Below are 16,914 nucleotides of genomic sequence, written 5' to 3' on the forward strand. Positions count from 1 at the left end.
ACCCGCATCGGGAACATCCCCGTGCGGGTTTGTACGTAAGCTCGCGTGCAAGGTGCTGTAGTACGCCAATCTTTAGCGATAACCGACAAAAAGACTGTCCGCGGTCAGCGCCGGTCCACCAGTGCGTGCGCGATCGTGCCCAGGTCCACGTATTCGAGTTCGCTGCCGGCCGGCACGCCGCGCGCGAGCCGCGTCACCTGCAGGCCGCGGCTTTTGAGCGCCTCGCCAATCACGTGCGCCGTGGCCTCGCCCTCCGCCGTGAAGTTGGTCGCCAGGATCACCTCCTGCACCACGCCGTCGGTGGCGCGCGCAAAGAGTTTTTGCAGGCCGATGTCTTTCGGGCCGATGCCGTCGAGCGGACTGAGCTTGCCCATCAGCACGAAGTACAGGCCCTTGTAGGCCGCCGTGCGCTCCAGCGCCGACTGGTCGGCGGGCGTCTCGACCACGCACAGCTTGCTGTGGTCGCGCCGCTCGTCCAGGCAGGTGCTGCAAATCGCGCTCTCGGTGAAGGTGTGGCACAGCTCGCAATGCTTGATGTTGTCCGCTGCCTGTGCCAGCGCGCGTGCCAGCAGCCGTGCGCCTTCGCGGTCGTGCTGCAGCAGATGAAACGCCATGCGCTGCGCCGACTTGATGCCCACGCCCGGCAGGCGGCGCAGCGCCTGCACCAGCGCGTCGAGAGAACTGGTATCAGCCATGGGCCAGCTCAGGCGCGCAGCAGCGCATCAGAACGGAAACTTCATGCCCCCGGGAAGGCCGGGCATGCCGGCGGTGAGCTTGCCCAGCTTCTCCTGCGAGGTTTCCTCGGCCTTGCGCACGGCCGCGTTGAAGGCGGCCGCCACCAGGTCTTCGAGCATGTCCTTGTCGTCGGCCAGCAGGCTGGGGTCGATGGTGATGCGCTTGACATCGTGCTTGCAGGTCATGGTGACCTTGACCAGGCCGGCGCCCGACTCGGCGGTGACTTCGATGAACGCCAACTCGTCCTGCGCCTTTTTGAGGTTGTCCTGCATGGCCTGGGCCTGCTTCATGAGGCCGGCCAGTTGTCCTTTGTTGAACATGGGTTTTCCTTGCGAGTAAATGGGCTGTTGGGGTGGGTCAAATGGGTTTGATGCTGCCAGGCACGATTTTCGCGCCAAAGTCGCGCATCATGGATTGCACCAGGGGGTCGGCCAGGATAATTTCTTCGGCGGCGCGCTGCCTCTCGAGTGCGGCGGCCGCGTTGCGCCGGGCCGGGCTGTCGCTGACCGCGCCGACTTCCACACTGATCGTCGCCACGTGCCCTGCCGCGCTCAGGGCGGTGCGCAGGCGCTCGCGGCTGGCGGGCTGGTTCAGCGTTTCGCGCTCGACGCGCAGCATCCAGTGGTCGCCGTCGCGCGCCACCAGTTGCGACTGCAGGGCCAGCTCGCGCACCATCGCCGCAATGGCCTCGTCCGCGATCAATTGCTGCACGGTGGCGTGCCAGAAGTCGCCCTCGGGCGTGGCGGTGAAGCTGGCCGATGCCGGGCGGGCGCCTGCATGGGCTTCCTGGCGCTGCTGCATGCGCTCGCCGGGCTCGGCCTGCACGCGCACCGGGACCGCTACCACTTTTGTAGCTGACTGCGCAGGTGCAACAAGGGCTTGCGCCGGTTTTGATGCAGATATCGGCGGCACCACCACGGGCAGCACGTAGCCGGGCGGCTGGACGGGCGCGAGCGCTGTCTCAGTTGTCGTAGCAGGCGCCATATCAGACGCTGCATCAGGCGTTGCGACAGGTGCCGCGGCAGGCGCGCTTGGCACGATCTCCCTGGTCAGGGGCTGCGCCGCCGACGGCACCCCCGCGGAGGCATCAATCAGAGTTTTTTTTTCAGCCGGCGCGCCAGGCGGCCGCGCCGCACTGGTCGCGCTCGACGCCGGCTTGAACGCCAGCAGCCGCAGCAGCACCATGGTCAGCGCGGCGTATTCATCGGGCGCCAGGCCCAGCTCGGCGCGGCCGTGCAGGCACATGCTGTAGAGCAGTTGCGTCTCGTCGGCCGGCATCAACGCGGCCAGGCGGGCGGCTTCGTGCGCGTCGGGGTCGCTCGCCTCCGTCGAATCGCTCACCGAGTCCGGCACGGCCTGAATCACCGCCATGCGCTGCAGCAGCATGCTCATTTCTTCCAGCGTGGAGGCCGCGCTCAGGCCGTGCAGGCGCAAGGCCTCGCAGGTCTGCACCACGGTCTTGCCATCGCCCAATGCCAGTGCCTCGATCAGGCGCAGCACGTAGCTGCGGTCCACGCTGCCCAGCATCAGGCGCACGGTGGCTTCCTCGAGCTTGCCGCTGCCAAAGGCGATCGCCTGGTCGGTCAGCGACAGCGCATCGCGCATGGAGCCGCGCGCGGCCCGCGCCAGCAGGCGCAGCGCCGGCGCGTCGGCCGGCACGCCTTCGGCCTGCAGCACATGGCTCAGGTGCTCCTGCACCGTCTCGGGCGCCATCGGGCGCAGGTTGAACTGCAGGCAGCGCGACAGCACCGTGACCGGCACTTTTTGCGGGTCGGTGGTGGCCAGCACGAACTTGAGGTACTCGGGCGGCTCCTCCAGCGTCTTGAGCATCGCGTTGAACGCGTGCCCGGTGAGCATGTGCACCTCGTCGATCATGAAGACCTTGAAGCGGCCCTGCACCGGCTTGTACACGGCCTGCTCCAGCAGCGTCTGCACCTCGTCCACGCCGCGGTTCGAGGCGGCATCGAGTTCGGTGTAGTCGACAAACCGGCCGCTATCAATATCAGTGCACGCCTGGCAGACGCCACAAGGGCTGGCGGTGATTCCGCCGTTACCGTCCGGGCCCAGGCAGTTGAGCGACTTGGCCAGAATCCGCGACACCGTGGTCTTGCCCACGCCGCGCGTGCCGGTGAACAGATAGGCATGGTGCAGCCGCTGCGTGCTCAGTGCGTTCGTCAGGGCCTGCACCACATGCGCCTGCCCTACCAGCTCGGTGAAGGTCTTGGGGCGGTACTTGCGGGCGAGCACGAGGTAGGACATGCTTTGATTCTACGGTGCCGCGCAGCCCGGCTTTGCCGCGCCTTCACATTCCTTGACTATGATTGCAAGAGTCAAAACTCGCGCCCAGCCTCCCAAGCATGCCAACCTTTCGACAACGCTATAGCGCTGCCAGCATCGCCCTGCACTGGGTCATGCTGGTGCTGATCGTCGCGGCGTATGTCTGCATGGACATCACCGATTTCTTCCCGCGCGGCAGCGACATCCGCAACGCCATCCGGAGCGTGCATTTCTCGCTGGGCCTGACGGTCTTTGCGCTGGTCTGGCTGCGCCTGCTCGCGCGCCTGACCGGGACCACACCGGCCATCCAACCCGCGCCGCCCGTCTGGCAGGCGCGGCTGGCGGCGCTCATGCATGTGCTGCTCTACGTCTTCATGATCGGCATGCCGCTGCTGGGCTGGGCCACCCTGAGCGCGCGCGGCAAACCCATTGCGTACTTTGGCCTGACCACGCTGCCCGCGCTGCTGGGCGAGAACAAGGCGCTCGCCAGGCAGCTCAAGGACATCCATGAAACCGGAGCCACGATCGGCTACTTCCTGATCGGCCTGCATGCGGCGGCGGCCCTGTTTCACCACTACATCAAGCGCGACAACACCCTGCGGCGCATGTTGCTGCTGAAGAACTGACCCGGGCGCCGGTAGCCCCGCCGCCATCGCCTACAATGGCGGTGACGGGCCTTCCCGCATGGTGAAGCGGCCAACCGGGTCAGGTGGGGAACCAAGCAGCCCTAACTGTAGAGCCAGTGCCGGGGTCAAGGCTCGTCACCTTATTCATTCAGGGCGTTTTCTTCGTCGCCAAATCAAGGATTCTGGCAGTGACCCTCTCGATGATTTGATCGTCGGTGGTAGCGTCAAAGCTGCCTTGGGCGCGGAGAATGAGGCCCTGGGCCTGCACGGTCCAGGTCAGGCACACCAACGATACGGCATCGAGCCACAGCATCAGATCCGAGGCGAGCTTGACCTGATTCTTGCGCAGCTTCATCGACTGCCCGGTTTCGTAGACGTCCATGGCGGTCGAGATGAACTCCTCAATCAGCTTCAGCGGCTCCAGGCCCGACAGGATCATGCCGATTTTGGCCACGGTCATGGCCGCCTGTTTCCCCAGCGCCTTGTAGGCTTCCGGGTCCCGCTCATCGGCGATGAGCTGCACCGCCTCCATCAGTCGCTGGCCCTCACTGCCCAGATTCCATTGCGTGAGGTAGGCCGTGAATTGGGTGACGCGAACGAGTTTGCTTTGGCTCTTCTTTGCGGCTGCAAGACGCTCGTCTTCATCCTTGGCACGGGCCAGTACCGCAGCAGACATTTCGCCCAGCATGTCGGAACATAGCCGCAGGCTGGCCGCCGCCCGCTGAACCTTTGCCAGAACCGTGGGGTAGACCTTGCCTCCTTCGATGATTTCATCGAGCTTGGCCGCACGTTTGCGCAAAGCATTTCTGATCCCGATCATCCCGTCGCTCATGGCCAGCCTCGCGATTCGTTGCTTGCCGCCAGAACCTACACCCGCCGATCACCTGATGCAAGATTTTTGCGGATGCGCCTCAGAACTTGTAGCCCACGGCCACCGTGTAGCTGTTCGGGTCCAGCCGCATGTCCAGCGTTTGCCCGGTGGAGAGCGTGCCAGTCGTCTTCAGGAAGGTCTTGGTGTAGGACGCGTCCAGATACCATTTCTCGTTCAGGTTGTACGTTAGTCCCAATTGGAGGGTCGGCGCCCACTTGGACTGGAAGGAAATGGTCGTGGCCGCGCCGCCGGGGCTGGTCAGGCCGGTCAGCACAGCCGTGCCGTTCGTGTCGTAGAACCGGGCATAGGTCACGCCGGCACCGACGTATGGCCGCAATGTCGCGTCTGGCGCCAGGAAGCGGTACTGCGCGATCAACGTGATCGGTATCACCTTGGTCGTGGCGATCGTGCCGACGCCGGCGATGGCGCCCGCGCCCGACACGTCATGCCTGAAGCCGAACCCCAGCGGCACGCTCAGCGCCACGTTGTCGGTCAGCATGTAATTGACCGCACCGGTGAGCTCCGTATCGCTGTTCACCGTGGCCTGTGAGTTGGGCAGGCTGGGCGCGGTCAGGTTGCCGCTGCTCACGGAGGGCGCCAGGCGGGTCGCACCGATCTGCGCGCTGAAGGAGCCCGCTTTTTGCGCAAAGGCGCCGCTGGACGCCGCCAGCACGACAGTGAGGCCAATAAGCTGAAACTTTGTATTCATGGGTTGCGTCCTGTCTGGTTTTTGTGGTGCTTATTGCCAGCCCGCCGCGATCAGCTTGAGCGTGACGTACCGCGCCAGGAGCTGGTAGCCATAAGGCGTCGGGTGCACGGTGTCGGCATACTGGTAGTGGCTGGTATCGCCAGGGATGGTGCTGGCGGCGGTGCAGGCAATGGAGCTGCCCGCCAGCGGATTCGCCGGTGATGTCGCGCTGCAAGCCGGCGTGGTTACATTGGTCAGGCTGTATTGAGCGGGGTGCGCCGTCTGGTCCTGCCCCTGCGTGTAGGCGTCCACAACGAGGACGCCCGACACCCCCGCCAGGTCCGTCTGCAAGGTGGAGTTGAAGGCGGTGATCATGGACGTGCCCAGGGATTTCGTCGGTGCGTCAAAGGTGTCCCCGAACGGTGTCTGCGTCACATCGGGCAGGTTGACCACCAACACATGTGTGGCCCCTTTGGCCAGTACCAGCGTCTTGATGTCGGTGGCCAGCTCGGTCGCCGCCTGCGCCATGCCCGCGACCGCCGCATTGGCCGCGGCATTCGCGGCCGCGGCGCCGCCCGCGAACACCGCGGTTTGCACGGCGGGGGACCAGCCCGCAAATTGGGCCGCTGCCGCGGCCCCGTTGCCGCCTGCTGCTGCGGCAGAGACGCCATTCAGGTTCATGAAAAAGTCATTGCCGCCGGCCATCACGGCAACCAGCTCCTTGCCGCTGTAGCTGCCGCCCACATTGCTCAAGTGGGTGTTCATTTGCGTCACGACGGGTACGGCCATGAGTCCCAGGCCGGCCGCACTCGCCGCGGCATTCGCAGCTGCAGGGTAGCTCGCCGCTGTGGCCGCCGGGTAGCCCGCAGGGCCACCATATGCCTGGTACACCGCTGCTTGCACAGCAAGGCTGCTCGGACTAAACAGACTGGTCACACGAGAGCTGCCCTGGGCATAGTTGCGACAGTCGGGGAAATTCTGAATAGACGCCCCCACGAAGCCCGGAAACAGCACGGACGGCAGACCAGTCTGCGCCGGGCAAGGCGTGGGCAGGTTGTATTGCGCGGCAATCAGCTCGGTCCAGTTCTTGGCCGTGGGCGCATTGACCGTCCATTTGCCGCCACCCACGGCGGCGATGGTGCCGACCTTGTAGGTGCCGATATCGCTGAGGCTGTCGCCAAAAACGACCATTTGCGTAAAGCCGGTGCTATTGCTCCCCGCAACACCTCCGCCGCCCCCGCCGCAGCTGGCCAGGATGACTGCCGCACTCACGGCGACTAAAGCCCGCGTCCATCGTTTCATAGCTTTCCTTCGGTAAAAATAGAACGATCGTTCGTTTCTCGACAACTATCCTACGTCGCCGGACGATGACAACAGCCGAGGGAAAACGCGGAGGAACGTGTTGCGCGGCAGAACTTTACCTGGGGCGCTTGCACCAGATGGTGTCGCGCAAGCCTGCGCGGCATGCACTTGCGGGCACACCGGCGCCCTGCCCTCTACAGGCTATTCACGAACGCGATCATCCGCTGGCGCTGCGCCGCATCGGGCAGGCGCCCGCGCATGGCGCCAAGGTTGTCCGCCATGTGGGCCGGGTCGGAAGTGCCTGGAATGACCGCCGTGACCCGCTCGTCGGCGAGCAGGTACTTGAGAAAGAACTGCGCCCAACTGCCGGCGAAGTCCTGCGCCCAATCGGGAACCGCTTTGCCGCGCACCGCGCGGAACAGGCGGGCGCGGCCGAATGGCAGGGCCGTCAGCACGCCGGCCTGCACTTCGGCCGCGAGTGGCAGGATGCGCTCTTGCGCCAGACGGTTGTCGAGCGAATAGTCGACCTGCACGAAGTCAGGCTTCTCGCGCTCCAGCACGGCCTCGAGCGCCGCAAAGTCGCCGTGGTAGGTGGACGTGATGCCGATGTAGCGGCACAGGCCCTGCGCCTTCCAGGCCTTGAATTGCGCCAGGGATTGCCGCGCATCGCGCACGTTGTGCAGCTGCAGCAGATCGACCTTTGCCATCTTGAGCCGCACCAGCGAGCGCTGGAGCTCCGCGGCGTCCGGCGCCTCCAGCTTGGTAGCCACGAAGACCTTGGCCTGCAAACCCGCGCCCGCGATGACTTGGCCGAGCACGCTCTCGGCGTCGCCATAGGTCGAGGCCGTGTCGATCAGCCGCCCGCCCGCATCGACCAGCGCCTGCACCACCTGCGCCGCCGCGCGCCGGGTCGGCTGGTCGTCGCTGTTGAACACACTGGCCGTGCCCAGGCCCACCACGGGCAGGCGCTCGCCCGTGCCGGGGATGGCGCGGGTGATGAGGGGTGGCGCCGCACTGGTTTGCGCCAGCGCGGCGTGCGGCAGCAGCGCCGCGGCGGCGAGCGCGCAGGAAAATTCGCGGCGGGTCAGAGGGGTCGTCATACGGTTCATCGTCATTCTCCTTGCGCCGGCACAGCCAGCCGGGCCGCACGGCGCTCCTGCGTTCGTCCCAGCGCCGCCGACAGCACCAGCCAACCGGCCACCACGGGCAGCGCACACAGCGCGATGGCACCGATCTTCAAGCCCAGCGCCTGCACGCTGTCGAACACCCAGCCGTACAACGCGTCGGAGCCGCGGTAGACCACCACGTCGATCAGGTTCTTCGCCTTGTACTTCTCCTCGCGCCCGACCACGGTGAAGAACACCTGGCGCGCCGGATTGGCGATGGCGAAATTCATCCAGCGCTGCACCACCTGGACCACTATCACGACGATCAGGACCGGCATGAGCGTCAGCGCCGCAAAGCCGGCGATGTACACCGCCGGCAGCGCGCCGGCCGCCACACCGGTGCCAAAGCGCTTGAGCAGTTGCCCGGTGGCGAAGACCTGCGTCGCCAGCGTCAGCAGTCCGACCGCCAGGTCGATGCTGGCGAAGATGCGCGTCTGCGCGCCGGCGCCATGGACCGTTGCGGCCACCACATGGGCCTGCATGAAATACAGGGTGGTCGCGCCGAACGACAGCAGGCTGACCCACGCGGCGACGCCGAGCAGGTAGGGCGAGCGCATCAGCTCGGGCAGCGCGGCGAAGGCGCTGCCGCCCACGCGCCGTTCGCCCTGCTGCGGGCCTTGCGCCACGCCCGCGCTGCGCTCGAGCCGGTGCACGCAGAACACCGCAAGCTCCAGAAACACGATGGCGACGATCAGCAGGTTGGCCGGCCCGAGCGGCACCGACAGCACGATGGTGATCACCGGCCCCAGCAGCCCGCCGGCCGTGCCGCCCGCGCCGATGAAGCCGAACAGGCGCTTGCCCTGCTCGCTCGTGAACAGGTCGGCCATGAAGGACCAGAACACGGCCACGGCAAACAGGTTGAACACGCTGACCCACACAAAAAACACGCGCGCCACCAGCACCGGCGCGATGCCCAGCGTCAGCAACAGCCAGAACAGCGCGAGGTTGGCGACGAAGAAGTGGTACACGACCGGGATGAAGCGCGCGCGCGGCAACCGCGCCACCAGCGCGCCATAGAGCGGCTGCGCCGCGAGCAACGTCACAAAGGTCGCGGTGAACAGCCACGGCAGCGCCCTGACCCCGCCCGCGATGCCCATCTGGTCGCGCAGCGGGCGCAGCACGTAGTAGCCCGCCAGCAGCGCGAAGAAATAGGCGAAAGACCACAGCGCCGCCGCCAGTTCCGCGGGCGTGGCCGGTACCGCCCGCCGCAGCCAGCGCTGGAACCAACTCATCCGGCAACCTCCGCGCTAGGCGCTGCGGTATTCGCCTTGGGAGCGGCCCGGCGGCTCATGGCGGCAGCGACAGCTTCTGCCTGAGTTCGGCCGCGCTCACCGACTGGCCGTAGCCTGGCCCGCCGCGCTGAAAGCGGCTTGCATCCGCCAGCTTGCCGACCACTACCGGCTCGAAGCCGGCATCGCGCACCAGTCCCGCGGCAACCAGCAGCGCCGAGGCATCGTCGCCGGCAATCGGGATCGCCATCTTCGGGTCGGGGCGGTTCGCCTCGCGCGCGAGGATCATGTAGGACATGGTGTTGAAGGCGCGCACCAGCCGCGTGCCGGGCAGGTATTTTTGCGAGGTGATGCCGATGCCATCGCGCTCGACCTCGTCGGCGATGGCGCCATCGCGTGCGCTCACGGCATTGCAGGCATCGAGCACGATCTTGCCCTTGAGCGCATCGGCGTTGTCCCGGCCAATCTGCGGCAGCGCCCCGTAGGGCACGGCAATGAGCAGCGCGTCGCCAAAGGCGATCGCCTGGGCCACCGTGCCGGCGCGCGCCAGCGGACCGAGCCCCGCCACCAGTCCCTTGAGTTCATCGGGATGGCGCGAAGAGAACAGCACCGGATGGCCGGCCTTGACCCACAGGCCACCGACGGTGCTGCCGATATGACCCGAGCCGATGACGCCAACGCGCAGCCTGGCGCCGCTCGCAGCACCCGCCGTTTGCGCGAGGGCTTGCCGCCCTTGCAGCGCGCCGGCAACGGCCAGGGCGCCGCCCGTAGTAAGCAAGCTGCGGCGGCGGCGGTCGAAGGGTTCTTGCACAGGCATAAAAACCTCCTGGGGATGGCTGCAGAACGGGTAGCGCCAGTCGTGGTTATACGGGACACGGCCCACTTGTTCAACACAAGCCCAACCGGAATGCGTCCCGTTGCAACGGGACACATGACGGCCCAACATCTTTACACCGCGAGACCCACACCGCGTGCAACGCCATCAAGCCATGGCGGCCTTGACCCGCCCGGGTCGAAACGGCGTGCGGCGCAGGCGCACGCCGATGGCGTCGAAGATCGCATTGCTGATGACGGCCGCGGTCGGGCAGGTCGAAGGCTCGCCAGCCCCGTTGGGTGGATATTCGGGCCGGTTGTTGACCAATACGATGTCGATCCGGTCGGGGATTTCATCGAAGCGCAAGATCGGATAGGCCTGCCAGTCGCGGCTGGTGACGTGCGCGCGGTCGAACATGACTTCCTCGTGCAGGGTGCGGCTGATGGACTGGATGACATTGCCCTCGATCTGGTTCTTCAACCCGTCGGGATTGATCACCTGGCCGCAGTCGTGCGCGACCACCACGCGCTTGACCAGCACCTGGCCGCTCTCGCGGTCGACCGTGACGTCGGCAATGGTCGCCACGCGGCTGTCATCGCGATTCACCCAGGCGATGCCGCGGCCGTGCGCCAGTTTGCCGCTGCCCTCCCCGTTGGCAGGGGAAGGCCGGCTCTTCCAGCCATAGAGATCGGCCGCCGCACGCAGCACATCGATGGCGCGCGGGTCCTTCAGGTACGCCAGGCGAAAGGACAGCGGATCCTGTCCGGCGGCGGCAGCCAGTTCATCAATGAAGGATTCCATGGCGAAGGTCGTCTCGAACTGCGCCGGCGAGCGCAGCCACGCGGTGAGCAGCGCAACGTGCCCCTCGCCGTGGCAGACCACATCGGCGTTGTCGAACGTATACGCATAGGTGATGGCCGGGCGCCCCTGGCCGGTGCTGCCGATGTCCGGCCCCTTCGCCAGGCTTGCCGCAATCAGGTGCGTGTTGCTGGTGGTGGGTATCCACATGTGGTGCCGCCATGCCACGACATGGCCCTTGTCGTCCACCGCCCCGGCCAGATCCTGCACGATGGGTGGCCCCTTTGGCTCCCAGCCGTGCTCGTCCCAGCGCATCCACTGCACGCGCACCGGCCGCCCCACCGCCTGCGACATCAGCGCCGCATCGGCAATCACATGCTCCAGGCCGTTGCGCCCGTACTGACCGGAGGCTTCCAGCCAGTTCAGTTCGATGTGCTCCGGATCCATGCCAAGGAGCTGGGCCATGTCGCGCCGCGCCTGGTGCGGCATTTGCGTGCCGGACCAGAACGTGGCGCTATTGCGGCGCACATCGGCCACGGCACACGACGGGCCGATCGAGCCGTGCATCTGGAAGGGCGTCTCGTAAGTCGCCTTGAGGACCTTCTCGGCCGACGTCAGCGCGCTGTCCACCGAGCCCCGCGCCGCCACCGAAGTATCCCCGCCGGGCTCATGGCGCACGGTGTCCCAGATTTTTTCCTGCACCGGCAGACCTTGCCAATTGGACCATTTCGCCTGTCCCGCCTGCGGCCCACCGGGATTCAGCCTTGAGCCCAGCTTGTCTGCCGCCTGGATCGCGCCCCATTCGGTCTCGGCGACAACGCCCAGGAAATTGCCGCGGCGCACGACCTGCACAAACCCGGGGATGTCTTTCAAGCCGCTTTCGTCGACGCTCACGAGATCGGCCTGCACGCCATAGGGGCGCACGACCCGTCCATGCAGCATGCCGTCCAGCTTCACATCCTGCACATAAGTGAACTCGCCCGTCACCTTGCCGGGAATGTCTTTTCGGGGTACGGACTGGCCGACCACGGTGTAGCTGGCGGGATCCTTGAGCACGGCGCCGGGCGCGACCTTCATGCTGAAGGCCGTGCCGCTTGCGCCGATCGTCATGCTCAGCCGCTTGCCGGCCACCAGCTCACCATAGCTGATGGATCGCGCTGGCGCGCCAGTGACGAAGACGCTGCCGCCTCTGGCGCTCAGCTGGCTCGCGGGCAGCTTGAAATGCGTGGCCGCAAGATCGAGCAGCACCTGGCGCCCGGCCGCCGCCGCGTGACGGATCTGCGGTCCGGCATAACGCACGGTGCGGCTTCCGTAGGACGGGCCTTGATCGATGGTTTTGGACGTTGTGCCCATAACCACGCTCAGCCGGTCAATCGGAAAATCCAGTTCTTCGGCCGCAATCTGCGCCAGCGCGATCTCGATGCCCGTGCCGGTGTCGACCTTGCCGGTGAACAAGGTGCCCGTGTTGTCCGGATGAATCGCGATCCACGCATCCAGCCTGGCCGCGTCCGGCGGGCCCGCGGCCACATCGCCGGCAGCGGTTTGTGCGATGGCACTCAGCGGATCGGTAAGGCTGAATGCAATCAGCAGCCCGCCAGAGGCCTTCACGAAGTTGCGGCGACTCAGCGAAGCGACGCTCGCATCGTGCATCGTGCCCTGTCGTGCGTTCATGCTGCACCTCCCTGCTTCGCGGCACGCTCCACCGCGCGCACGATGCGCATGTGCGTGCCGCACCGGCACAAATTGCCATTCAAGGCATGCTTGATCTCATCGCGGCTGGGCTTCGGGTTGCGATCGAGCAATGCCTTGGCCGTCATGATCATGCCGTTGATGCAGTAGCCGCACTGCACGGCCTGCTCGTCGATGAACGCCTGCTGCAGCGGGTGCGGTTTGTCAACGCTCCCCAAGCCCTCCAGCGTGGTGATCTTGTGGCCGGCTACCGCCGCCAGCGGCGTGACGCACGATCGTATCGCCGAGCCGTCCATGATGACGGTGCAGGCCCCGCACTGCGACAGGCCGCAGCCGAACTTCGGCCCGTGCAGCTTGAGGTCGTTGCGCAACGCGTACAGCAGCATGCTGTCCGGCGGCGCATCAACCGCGTGATTCTGGCCGTTGACATTGAGGGTGATGGTGTTGGACATAAGCCGCCCTGATCGAAACGAAACTACGGAAAACATACGCCTGTTCCGCAGGCGCCGTCAAAGCTGCAGCGCCATCAGGGTTATGCCCTATCCCAAAAAAACTACGCCTGCCAGACGCCGTAGCCCGCCTCGCGCAGCGCAATGCCCAGCTCCACCTCCATGTCGCGCGCACCCTCGTAGGGCATCGGGTTGTAGGCGGCGTACAGCGCGGGCAGCAGGCGCAGGCCGTACTTGAAGGCGAACACGTTGGACTGGATGCCCGCCTTGTGCTTGTCAAAGCGCACGTCGGGATCCAGCCCCGTCATACCTACGTAGACGAACGGCTTGCCGAGCTGGTAATCGGGGTTGGCCCGGCGGAATCGCCCCACGTTCCACACCTCGTCCGACAGTTCGATCACGTAGACGTGGTAGTGGTGGCTGCGCGGTGTGCGCCTGGCGCGCGGCTTGGCCGCAGCCTTCCTGGCGCCAGCTGGCGAACTTTGGGTCTTGCGCGACGCGGTGGACATGGAGACATTTTGGCTTGAGACTGCGCGGCATCGAGCTTGCTATCAAACAAATAGCGATATGCGCAGAACTGGTAATGGCTTGAAGCCGATTCATCCCATCTTTTACGGACAACCAAGCGGCGCCATCCGACAGCACGATCTCACGAACGCGACACCCGGAACTTTCACACGTGATATTTTCAGACACGAAAGTGTCGGCAATTTTTACGGCCGCGGACACAACATTCAAAACCATATTGATATATAAAGAAAATTGTCTACGGCACGAATATTGCTTATTTCAAAAAAAGCGTGATCCCGTTCTAGCGCTTGGGATTGGCGGTTGCCTGTGTTTGTGCCTGCATGTCAGCGGCCCACGCTGAAGAGGTGGTTTAAGGTAATAACGCGAGCTATGGACCCGATACCGTCTACCAGATCGACGTAACCACCCGGGCCGTTACGGCCAATTACGTCGTGTCTTCCGGGTAACGGGCGAGGTGTCGTAGCAGTTGGAGACACGATGTACACGACCAACGCCGGCGCCAACAAAGCCTATCTGTACAGACCAGCCGGCACACCGCTCAAGACAATCAACCTCGATAATTGCAAAGGGAATTGCGATGATCTCGAATACATTCCTGTCGGCGCGAGTGAACTCATCGAGAATCATGGCGATAACCAAGCGCCGGCGGACACCGCTTTTGATGGCTCAAAAAGCAGATGAAAGCGGTAAAAACATGAAAATCAAACCAATTTCAAAAGTGATTGGCATGTTGATTATCGCGGGTGCCATTGGCTGGACTGTCGCAATGCTCAGCAAAGTTCCAGCGGAACCTGAGACTCATCCGCAGGTGAAAGCAGCCCCGATTCATTCAATTCCAATTCAGGAAGCAACACCAATTCAAGCAGAGCCGGAACCTTCGGACCCTGGCCTTAGCGCCGTATTGCGCGCCGGCAAGAAATAAATGAAAGGCCAGAAAATGAAAAATAAACTCGCTCTTCTCGCCATCATTGCCGCATTTTCTGCAAGTGCTCAAACTATCGGAATTTCTTCTGGACAACCCACCGGAACATATTATGCGATAACCAATGACATCATCAAGGTCTGCTCCAAGCCGAATGCCAGGATCATCAACGTACCCTCGGATGGCTCGCTTGACAATATCTTCAAGATTTATGGCGACAAGGCCACGCAGTACGGCATTGTCCAAACCGACGCGCTTGTCTATGAGCAGGGTATTGATCCGAAGATGATGAGCCGGATCATGATGGTGTTTCCGTTTTACTCGGAAGAATTTCACCTTGTCGTGAAGGACGACTCATCCATAAGCAGCATCGATGAACTCGCGGGGAAAAGAGTCGTTGAGGGCGTTGAAGGTTCTGGCAACTGGGTTACCGCGCAGGTGATTAAGAAAGTGACCGGTATCAAGTGGATTCCTGTCGCTGGAATGACGCAACAGCAAGGCTATGACGCGGTAGTCAACGGGACAGCCGATGCAGAGCTGGTCGTTGCGGGAAAACCCGTTAGCATGATCACCAAATCCCATGGCATCAAGCTCGTACCCATCTCAAGCCCTGCACTTGATTCATTCGGTCTTTATACGAAGACAATGATTCCATCCGGTACCTATGCGTTTCAGAAAACTTCAATTCGGACCTACAAGGTTGACAGCATTCTGGCGACCTTTGCTTTCAAGAATCAGTACCAGAAAGAAATTGGCGACCTGGTTTCATGCATCGCGGGAAATGTCGGCATGATGCAAACGGCGCCAGGGTTCCACGTGAAGTGGCGTGAAGTCGATCCTCTTGGTCGAATAGATAAAATCAACTGGCCCGCCCACCCTGCCGCGACTGCCGCTATCAAGCGCGAGATGTCCCGGGGCGTTCGTCACCGACATGACGATCGGGGCCGGAAGAACCAGTAGCAATGGGACATTCGTCGAGGATCTGTCCGCCAACTACCAAACGGTTCTCGACCCCCTCCGAATAGCGTACTAGAACCGGCAAGTCTCTCGTTGGTGGGCTGGGTTTATCTGGACTGGAGTGGTCGACCAAGGGTATCGGCGCGCCGGGCATGCTGTTCCACCGTGGTGCCGATGACAGCACGGGCGCCGTGAGCGAGCGCTGCGTCCAGATACAAAGGAACTCACCATGAACAGCACGCCCAAACGCACCACAGAAACGGTCTTGGCCTTCTACGACCTGATGTTCAACCAGTGCAAGCCCCGCGAGGTCATTGCGCTTTACGCCGGCGAGTCGTACGTCCAGCACAACCCGCACGTGGCGGACGGCAAAGAGGCCTTCATCGACTACTGAACCGTGAACGTCACGCCGCCTCAGAGTTAGTCAATCGCTTTGCGGATGGGATCTAAGAGCTTGATTTCGACTTCCGTTGGCAACTCGGTACTTTCAGTTAGCCTTGCTAATATTTCTGTTTTCAACTCATTCTTCTTACGCTCGACACCGTTGAGAGAAACAATGTCGGCATTTATTTGGATCTCGACGAGTCGTTCTTTGGTACAACCAAATATTGTGCAGAGGAGGATCTCAGGGTAAACAAACTCGATGCCGTTGCGATCCCAAATAATTACGTTTTCGGCTAATACACCCATTTCCGTAAGCTCTCTAGCTAGACCGGGTTGATGAATGCTGTCCAATACGACGAAAATCCGGCTTCTCAAGGGACTACGGCTTAAATCGCCAAAAGCATCCTTGAGACCCTGAATTCTTCGCTTTGGATCACCCTCCGATGAATTCACTGAAATTCTTTTTTCTGGAAAACGAACGCCCATAATTCGGTCAACATATTCGGCATCCGTTTTTCCTTCGGTTACCACAATTGCAGACGGCAAAAACATGGACTCCAGAGAATTCCCAAGTAAGTTAAATTGAAGCCGATGAAATTCACCAATAGTGCGCACCTGCGACAACGTGACATTTCCCGTATCTTTGGAGACAATGAAATTGCTTTCGATATCTGTGCGATTTAAAAATAAGTGGGAGTGAGTCGCGACAAAAACGCTAGCAAGGTGAGGGAAGTATTTTGCTCTCTCTACTGGATCGGTGAGAAAGGATACAAGCGATTTTTGCACCTTCGGGCTTAGGCCCAACTCAGGTTCATCAATTAATATCGTGGAAAACCGATCATCCATGCAGATGCCTAATATCGTCATTAGGAGCCGAGTACCTGTACTTCCGACGGCCATGTTCTGTCCGTCCATATCTATATAGCTTACGCTTAAATCGTTATCTTCATCAACACGCTTCATGGTCAGCGCGCACCCCAACAAGGAGCCGCATAGACTGAACAACTCCGCACGACGCTTATTGTTAAGTCCAATAATTATTCGGTTTAGGTCAAAGAAATTTTGCTCATGATTGTGTTCATCCTGTGCAAATGTCTGATTAAACTGATTTTCAAATTGGTCCACCTCGTTTGGATCTCTTAAGCTCGAGCTAAAGTGGTACACGTGATAGAAACGATTCGGACCAATCAGATATGCAGTCCGACCTAATTGCTGCTTGAGATATTTAAGTACAAGGGATTTACCGGTGTTATTCGCACCCGCAATCGAAGTGAGTGGTTTACCTGCGCGAGCGGCGTTGAATTGTGGGATGGGTGGATTAAAGACGATATCTTGCTTAAGCAACGGCGTTTTCATTTGTCAACTCGATCTGGATGGACTTGCCGGAACGGCATTCCTGTTAAGGTAACGGGGCTATAAATTCAAATTAATTAGACAAATAGTAGCTCACACCTTTTTATCCGCACCCCACAGCAA

18 protein-coding genes and 1 other RNA gene are annotated in these 16,914 nt (G+C 62.3%); 6 read left to right on the plus strand and 13 right to left on the minus strand.

Annotation, left to right across the window (positions count from 1 at the left end):
- Positions 1 to 104 precede the first annotated feature (104 nt).
- From recR to dnaX, 3 genes are read right to left on the minus strand one after another with little or no spacing between them, the layout of a single operon-like run.
- Entirely contained in the window at positions 105 to 695 is a 591-nt protein-coding gene (gene recR, locus B0E49_RS09865; protein ID WP_077562020.1) for a recombination mediator RecR, read from the minus strand.
- A 27-nt stretch (positions 696 to 722) separates the two neighbouring features.
- Complete coding sequence (locus B0E49_RS09870; RefSeq protein WP_077562021.1) at positions 723 to 1,055, minus strand: YbaB/EbfC family nucleoid-associated protein; 333 nt, start codon at positions 1,053 to 1,055, stop codon at positions 723 to 725.
- Between the two features lie 37 nt (positions 1,056 to 1,092).
- Complete coding sequence (gene dnaX / locus B0E49_RS09875; protein ID WP_077562022.1) at positions 1,093 to 2,994, minus strand: DNA polymerase III subunit gamma/tau; 1,902 nt, start codon at positions 2,992 to 2,994, stop codon at positions 1,093 to 1,095.
- Between the two features lie 98 nt (positions 2,995 to 3,092).
- Between dnaX and B0E49_RS09880 the strand changes: the two genes are divergently transcribed.
- A complete protein-coding gene (locus B0E49_RS09880) occupies positions 3,093 to 3,638 on the plus strand; it encodes a cytochrome b (RefSeq protein WP_077562023.1) in 546 nt (181 codons plus the stop codon).
- Between the two features lie 43 nt (positions 3,639 to 3,681).
- Positions 3,682 to 3,778, plus strand: an RNA gene (gene ffs / locus B0E49_RS09885) — signal recognition particle sRNA small type.
- 8 nt (positions 3,779 to 3,786) lie between these two features.
- On the opposite strand, the gene B0E49_RS09890 is transcribed toward ffs, so the two are convergent.
- The 9 genes from B0E49_RS09890 to B0E49_RS09930 form a co-directional block, all read right to left on the minus strand.
- A complete protein-coding gene (locus B0E49_RS09890; RefSeq protein ID WP_144264514.1) occupies positions 3,787 to 4,470 on the minus strand; it encodes a hypothetical protein in 684 nt (227 codons plus the stop codon).
- 79 nt (positions 4,471 to 4,549) lie between these two features.
- On the minus strand, positions 4,550 to 5,218 hold the full coding sequence (locus B0E49_RS09895) for an OmpW/AlkL family protein (RefSeq protein WP_077562025.1): 669 nt from the start codon (positions 5,216 to 5,218) through the stop codon (positions 4,550 to 4,552).
- Between the two features lie 30 nt (positions 5,219 to 5,248).
- Positions 5,249 to 6,499 carry an SGNH/GDSL hydrolase family protein gene (locus B0E49_RS09900; protein ID WP_077562026.1) on the minus strand — a complete coding sequence of 417 codons (1,251 nt, stop codon included), beginning with the start codon at positions 6,497 to 6,499 and terminating at the stop codon, positions 5,249 to 5,251.
- 194 nt (positions 6,500 to 6,693) lie between these two features.
- Positions 6,694 to 7,608 (minus strand): aldo/keto reductase, encoded by a 915-nt coding sequence (locus tag B0E49_RS09905; RefSeq protein WP_168175031.1) that lies wholly within the window; start codon positions 7,606 to 7,608, stop codon positions 6,694 to 6,696.
- A gap of 2 nt (positions 7,609 to 7,610) precedes the next feature.
- Positions 7,611 to 8,897 (minus strand): NTP/NDP exchange transporter, encoded by a 1,287-nt coding sequence (locus B0E49_RS09910; protein ID WP_077562028.1) that lies wholly within the window; start codon positions 8,895 to 8,897, stop codon positions 7,611 to 7,613.
- 55 nt (positions 8,898 to 8,952) lie between these two features.
- Positions 8,953 to 9,711, minus strand: coding sequence for an NADPH-dependent F420 reductase (locus B0E49_RS09915; protein WP_077562029.1), 759 nt, complete (start codon positions 9,709 to 9,711; stop codon positions 8,953 to 8,955).
- A 165-nt stretch (positions 9,712 to 9,876) separates the two neighbouring features.
- Entirely contained in the window at positions 9,877 to 12,177 is a 2,301-nt protein-coding gene (locus B0E49_RS09920) for a xanthine dehydrogenase family protein molybdopterin-binding subunit (protein ID WP_077562030.1), read from the minus strand.
- Positions 12,174 to 12,647, minus strand: coding sequence for a (2Fe-2S)-binding protein (locus B0E49_RS09925; RefSeq protein ID WP_077562031.1), 474 nt, complete (start codon positions 12,645 to 12,647; stop codon positions 12,174 to 12,176). Before B0E49_RS09925 ends, B0E49_RS09920 begins: the two co-directional genes overlap by 4 nt.
- Before the next feature lie 101 nt (positions 12,648 to 12,748).
- Positions 12,749 to 13,153, minus strand: coding sequence for a hypothetical protein (locus tag B0E49_RS09930; protein WP_286137912.1), 405 nt, complete (start codon positions 13,151 to 13,153; stop codon positions 12,749 to 12,751).
- Positions 13,154 to 13,652: 499 nt separating this feature from the next.
- Here B0E49_RS09930 and B0E49_RS09935 point away from each other — a divergent pair, with 499 nt between their 5' ends.
- The 4 genes from B0E49_RS09935 to B0E49_RS20505 all read left to right on the plus strand — a co-directional run bounded on the left by B0E49_RS09935 (position 13,653) and on the right by B0E49_RS20505 (position 15,448).
- Entirely contained in the window at positions 13,653 to 13,856 is a 204-nt protein-coding gene (locus tag B0E49_RS09935; RefSeq protein ID WP_077562032.1) for a hypothetical protein, read from the plus strand.
- Entirely contained in the window at positions 13,837 to 14,097 is a 261-nt protein-coding gene (locus B0E49_RS20145) for a hypothetical protein (protein ID WP_144264515.1), read from the plus strand. The genes B0E49_RS09935 and B0E49_RS20145 overlap by 20 nt, the downstream gene beginning before the upstream one ends.
- The gene (locus tag B0E49_RS09940) at positions 14,098 to 15,057 is read left to right on the plus strand and encodes a TAXI family TRAP transporter solute-binding subunit (protein WP_077562033.1); all 960 of its coding nucleotides are present in this window, start codon (positions 14,098 to 14,100) and stop codon (positions 15,055 to 15,057) included.
- Positions 15,058 to 15,283: 226 nt separating this feature from the next.
- Positions 15,284 to 15,448, plus strand: a complete 165-nt coding sequence (locus B0E49_RS20505; protein WP_168175027.1) for a nuclear transport factor 2 family protein — start codon at positions 15,284 to 15,286, stop codon at positions 15,446 to 15,448.
- Between the two features lie 26 nt (positions 15,449 to 15,474).
- Here the strand turns inward: B0E49_RS20505 and B0E49_RS09945 are convergent, their stop codons facing one another.
- The gene (locus B0E49_RS09945; protein ID WP_077562034.1) at positions 15,475 to 16,794 is read right to left on the minus strand and encodes an ATP-dependent nuclease; all 1,320 of its coding nucleotides are present in this window, start codon (positions 16,792 to 16,794) and stop codon (positions 15,475 to 15,477) included.
- Positions 16,795 to 16,914: the final 120 nt, after the last annotated feature.

The sequence above is a fragment of the Polaromonas sp. C04 genome (genome assembly GCF_002002705.1).
GTDB lineage: Bacteria > Pseudomonadota > Gammaproteobacteria > Burkholderiales > Burkholderiaceae_C > Rhodoferax_A.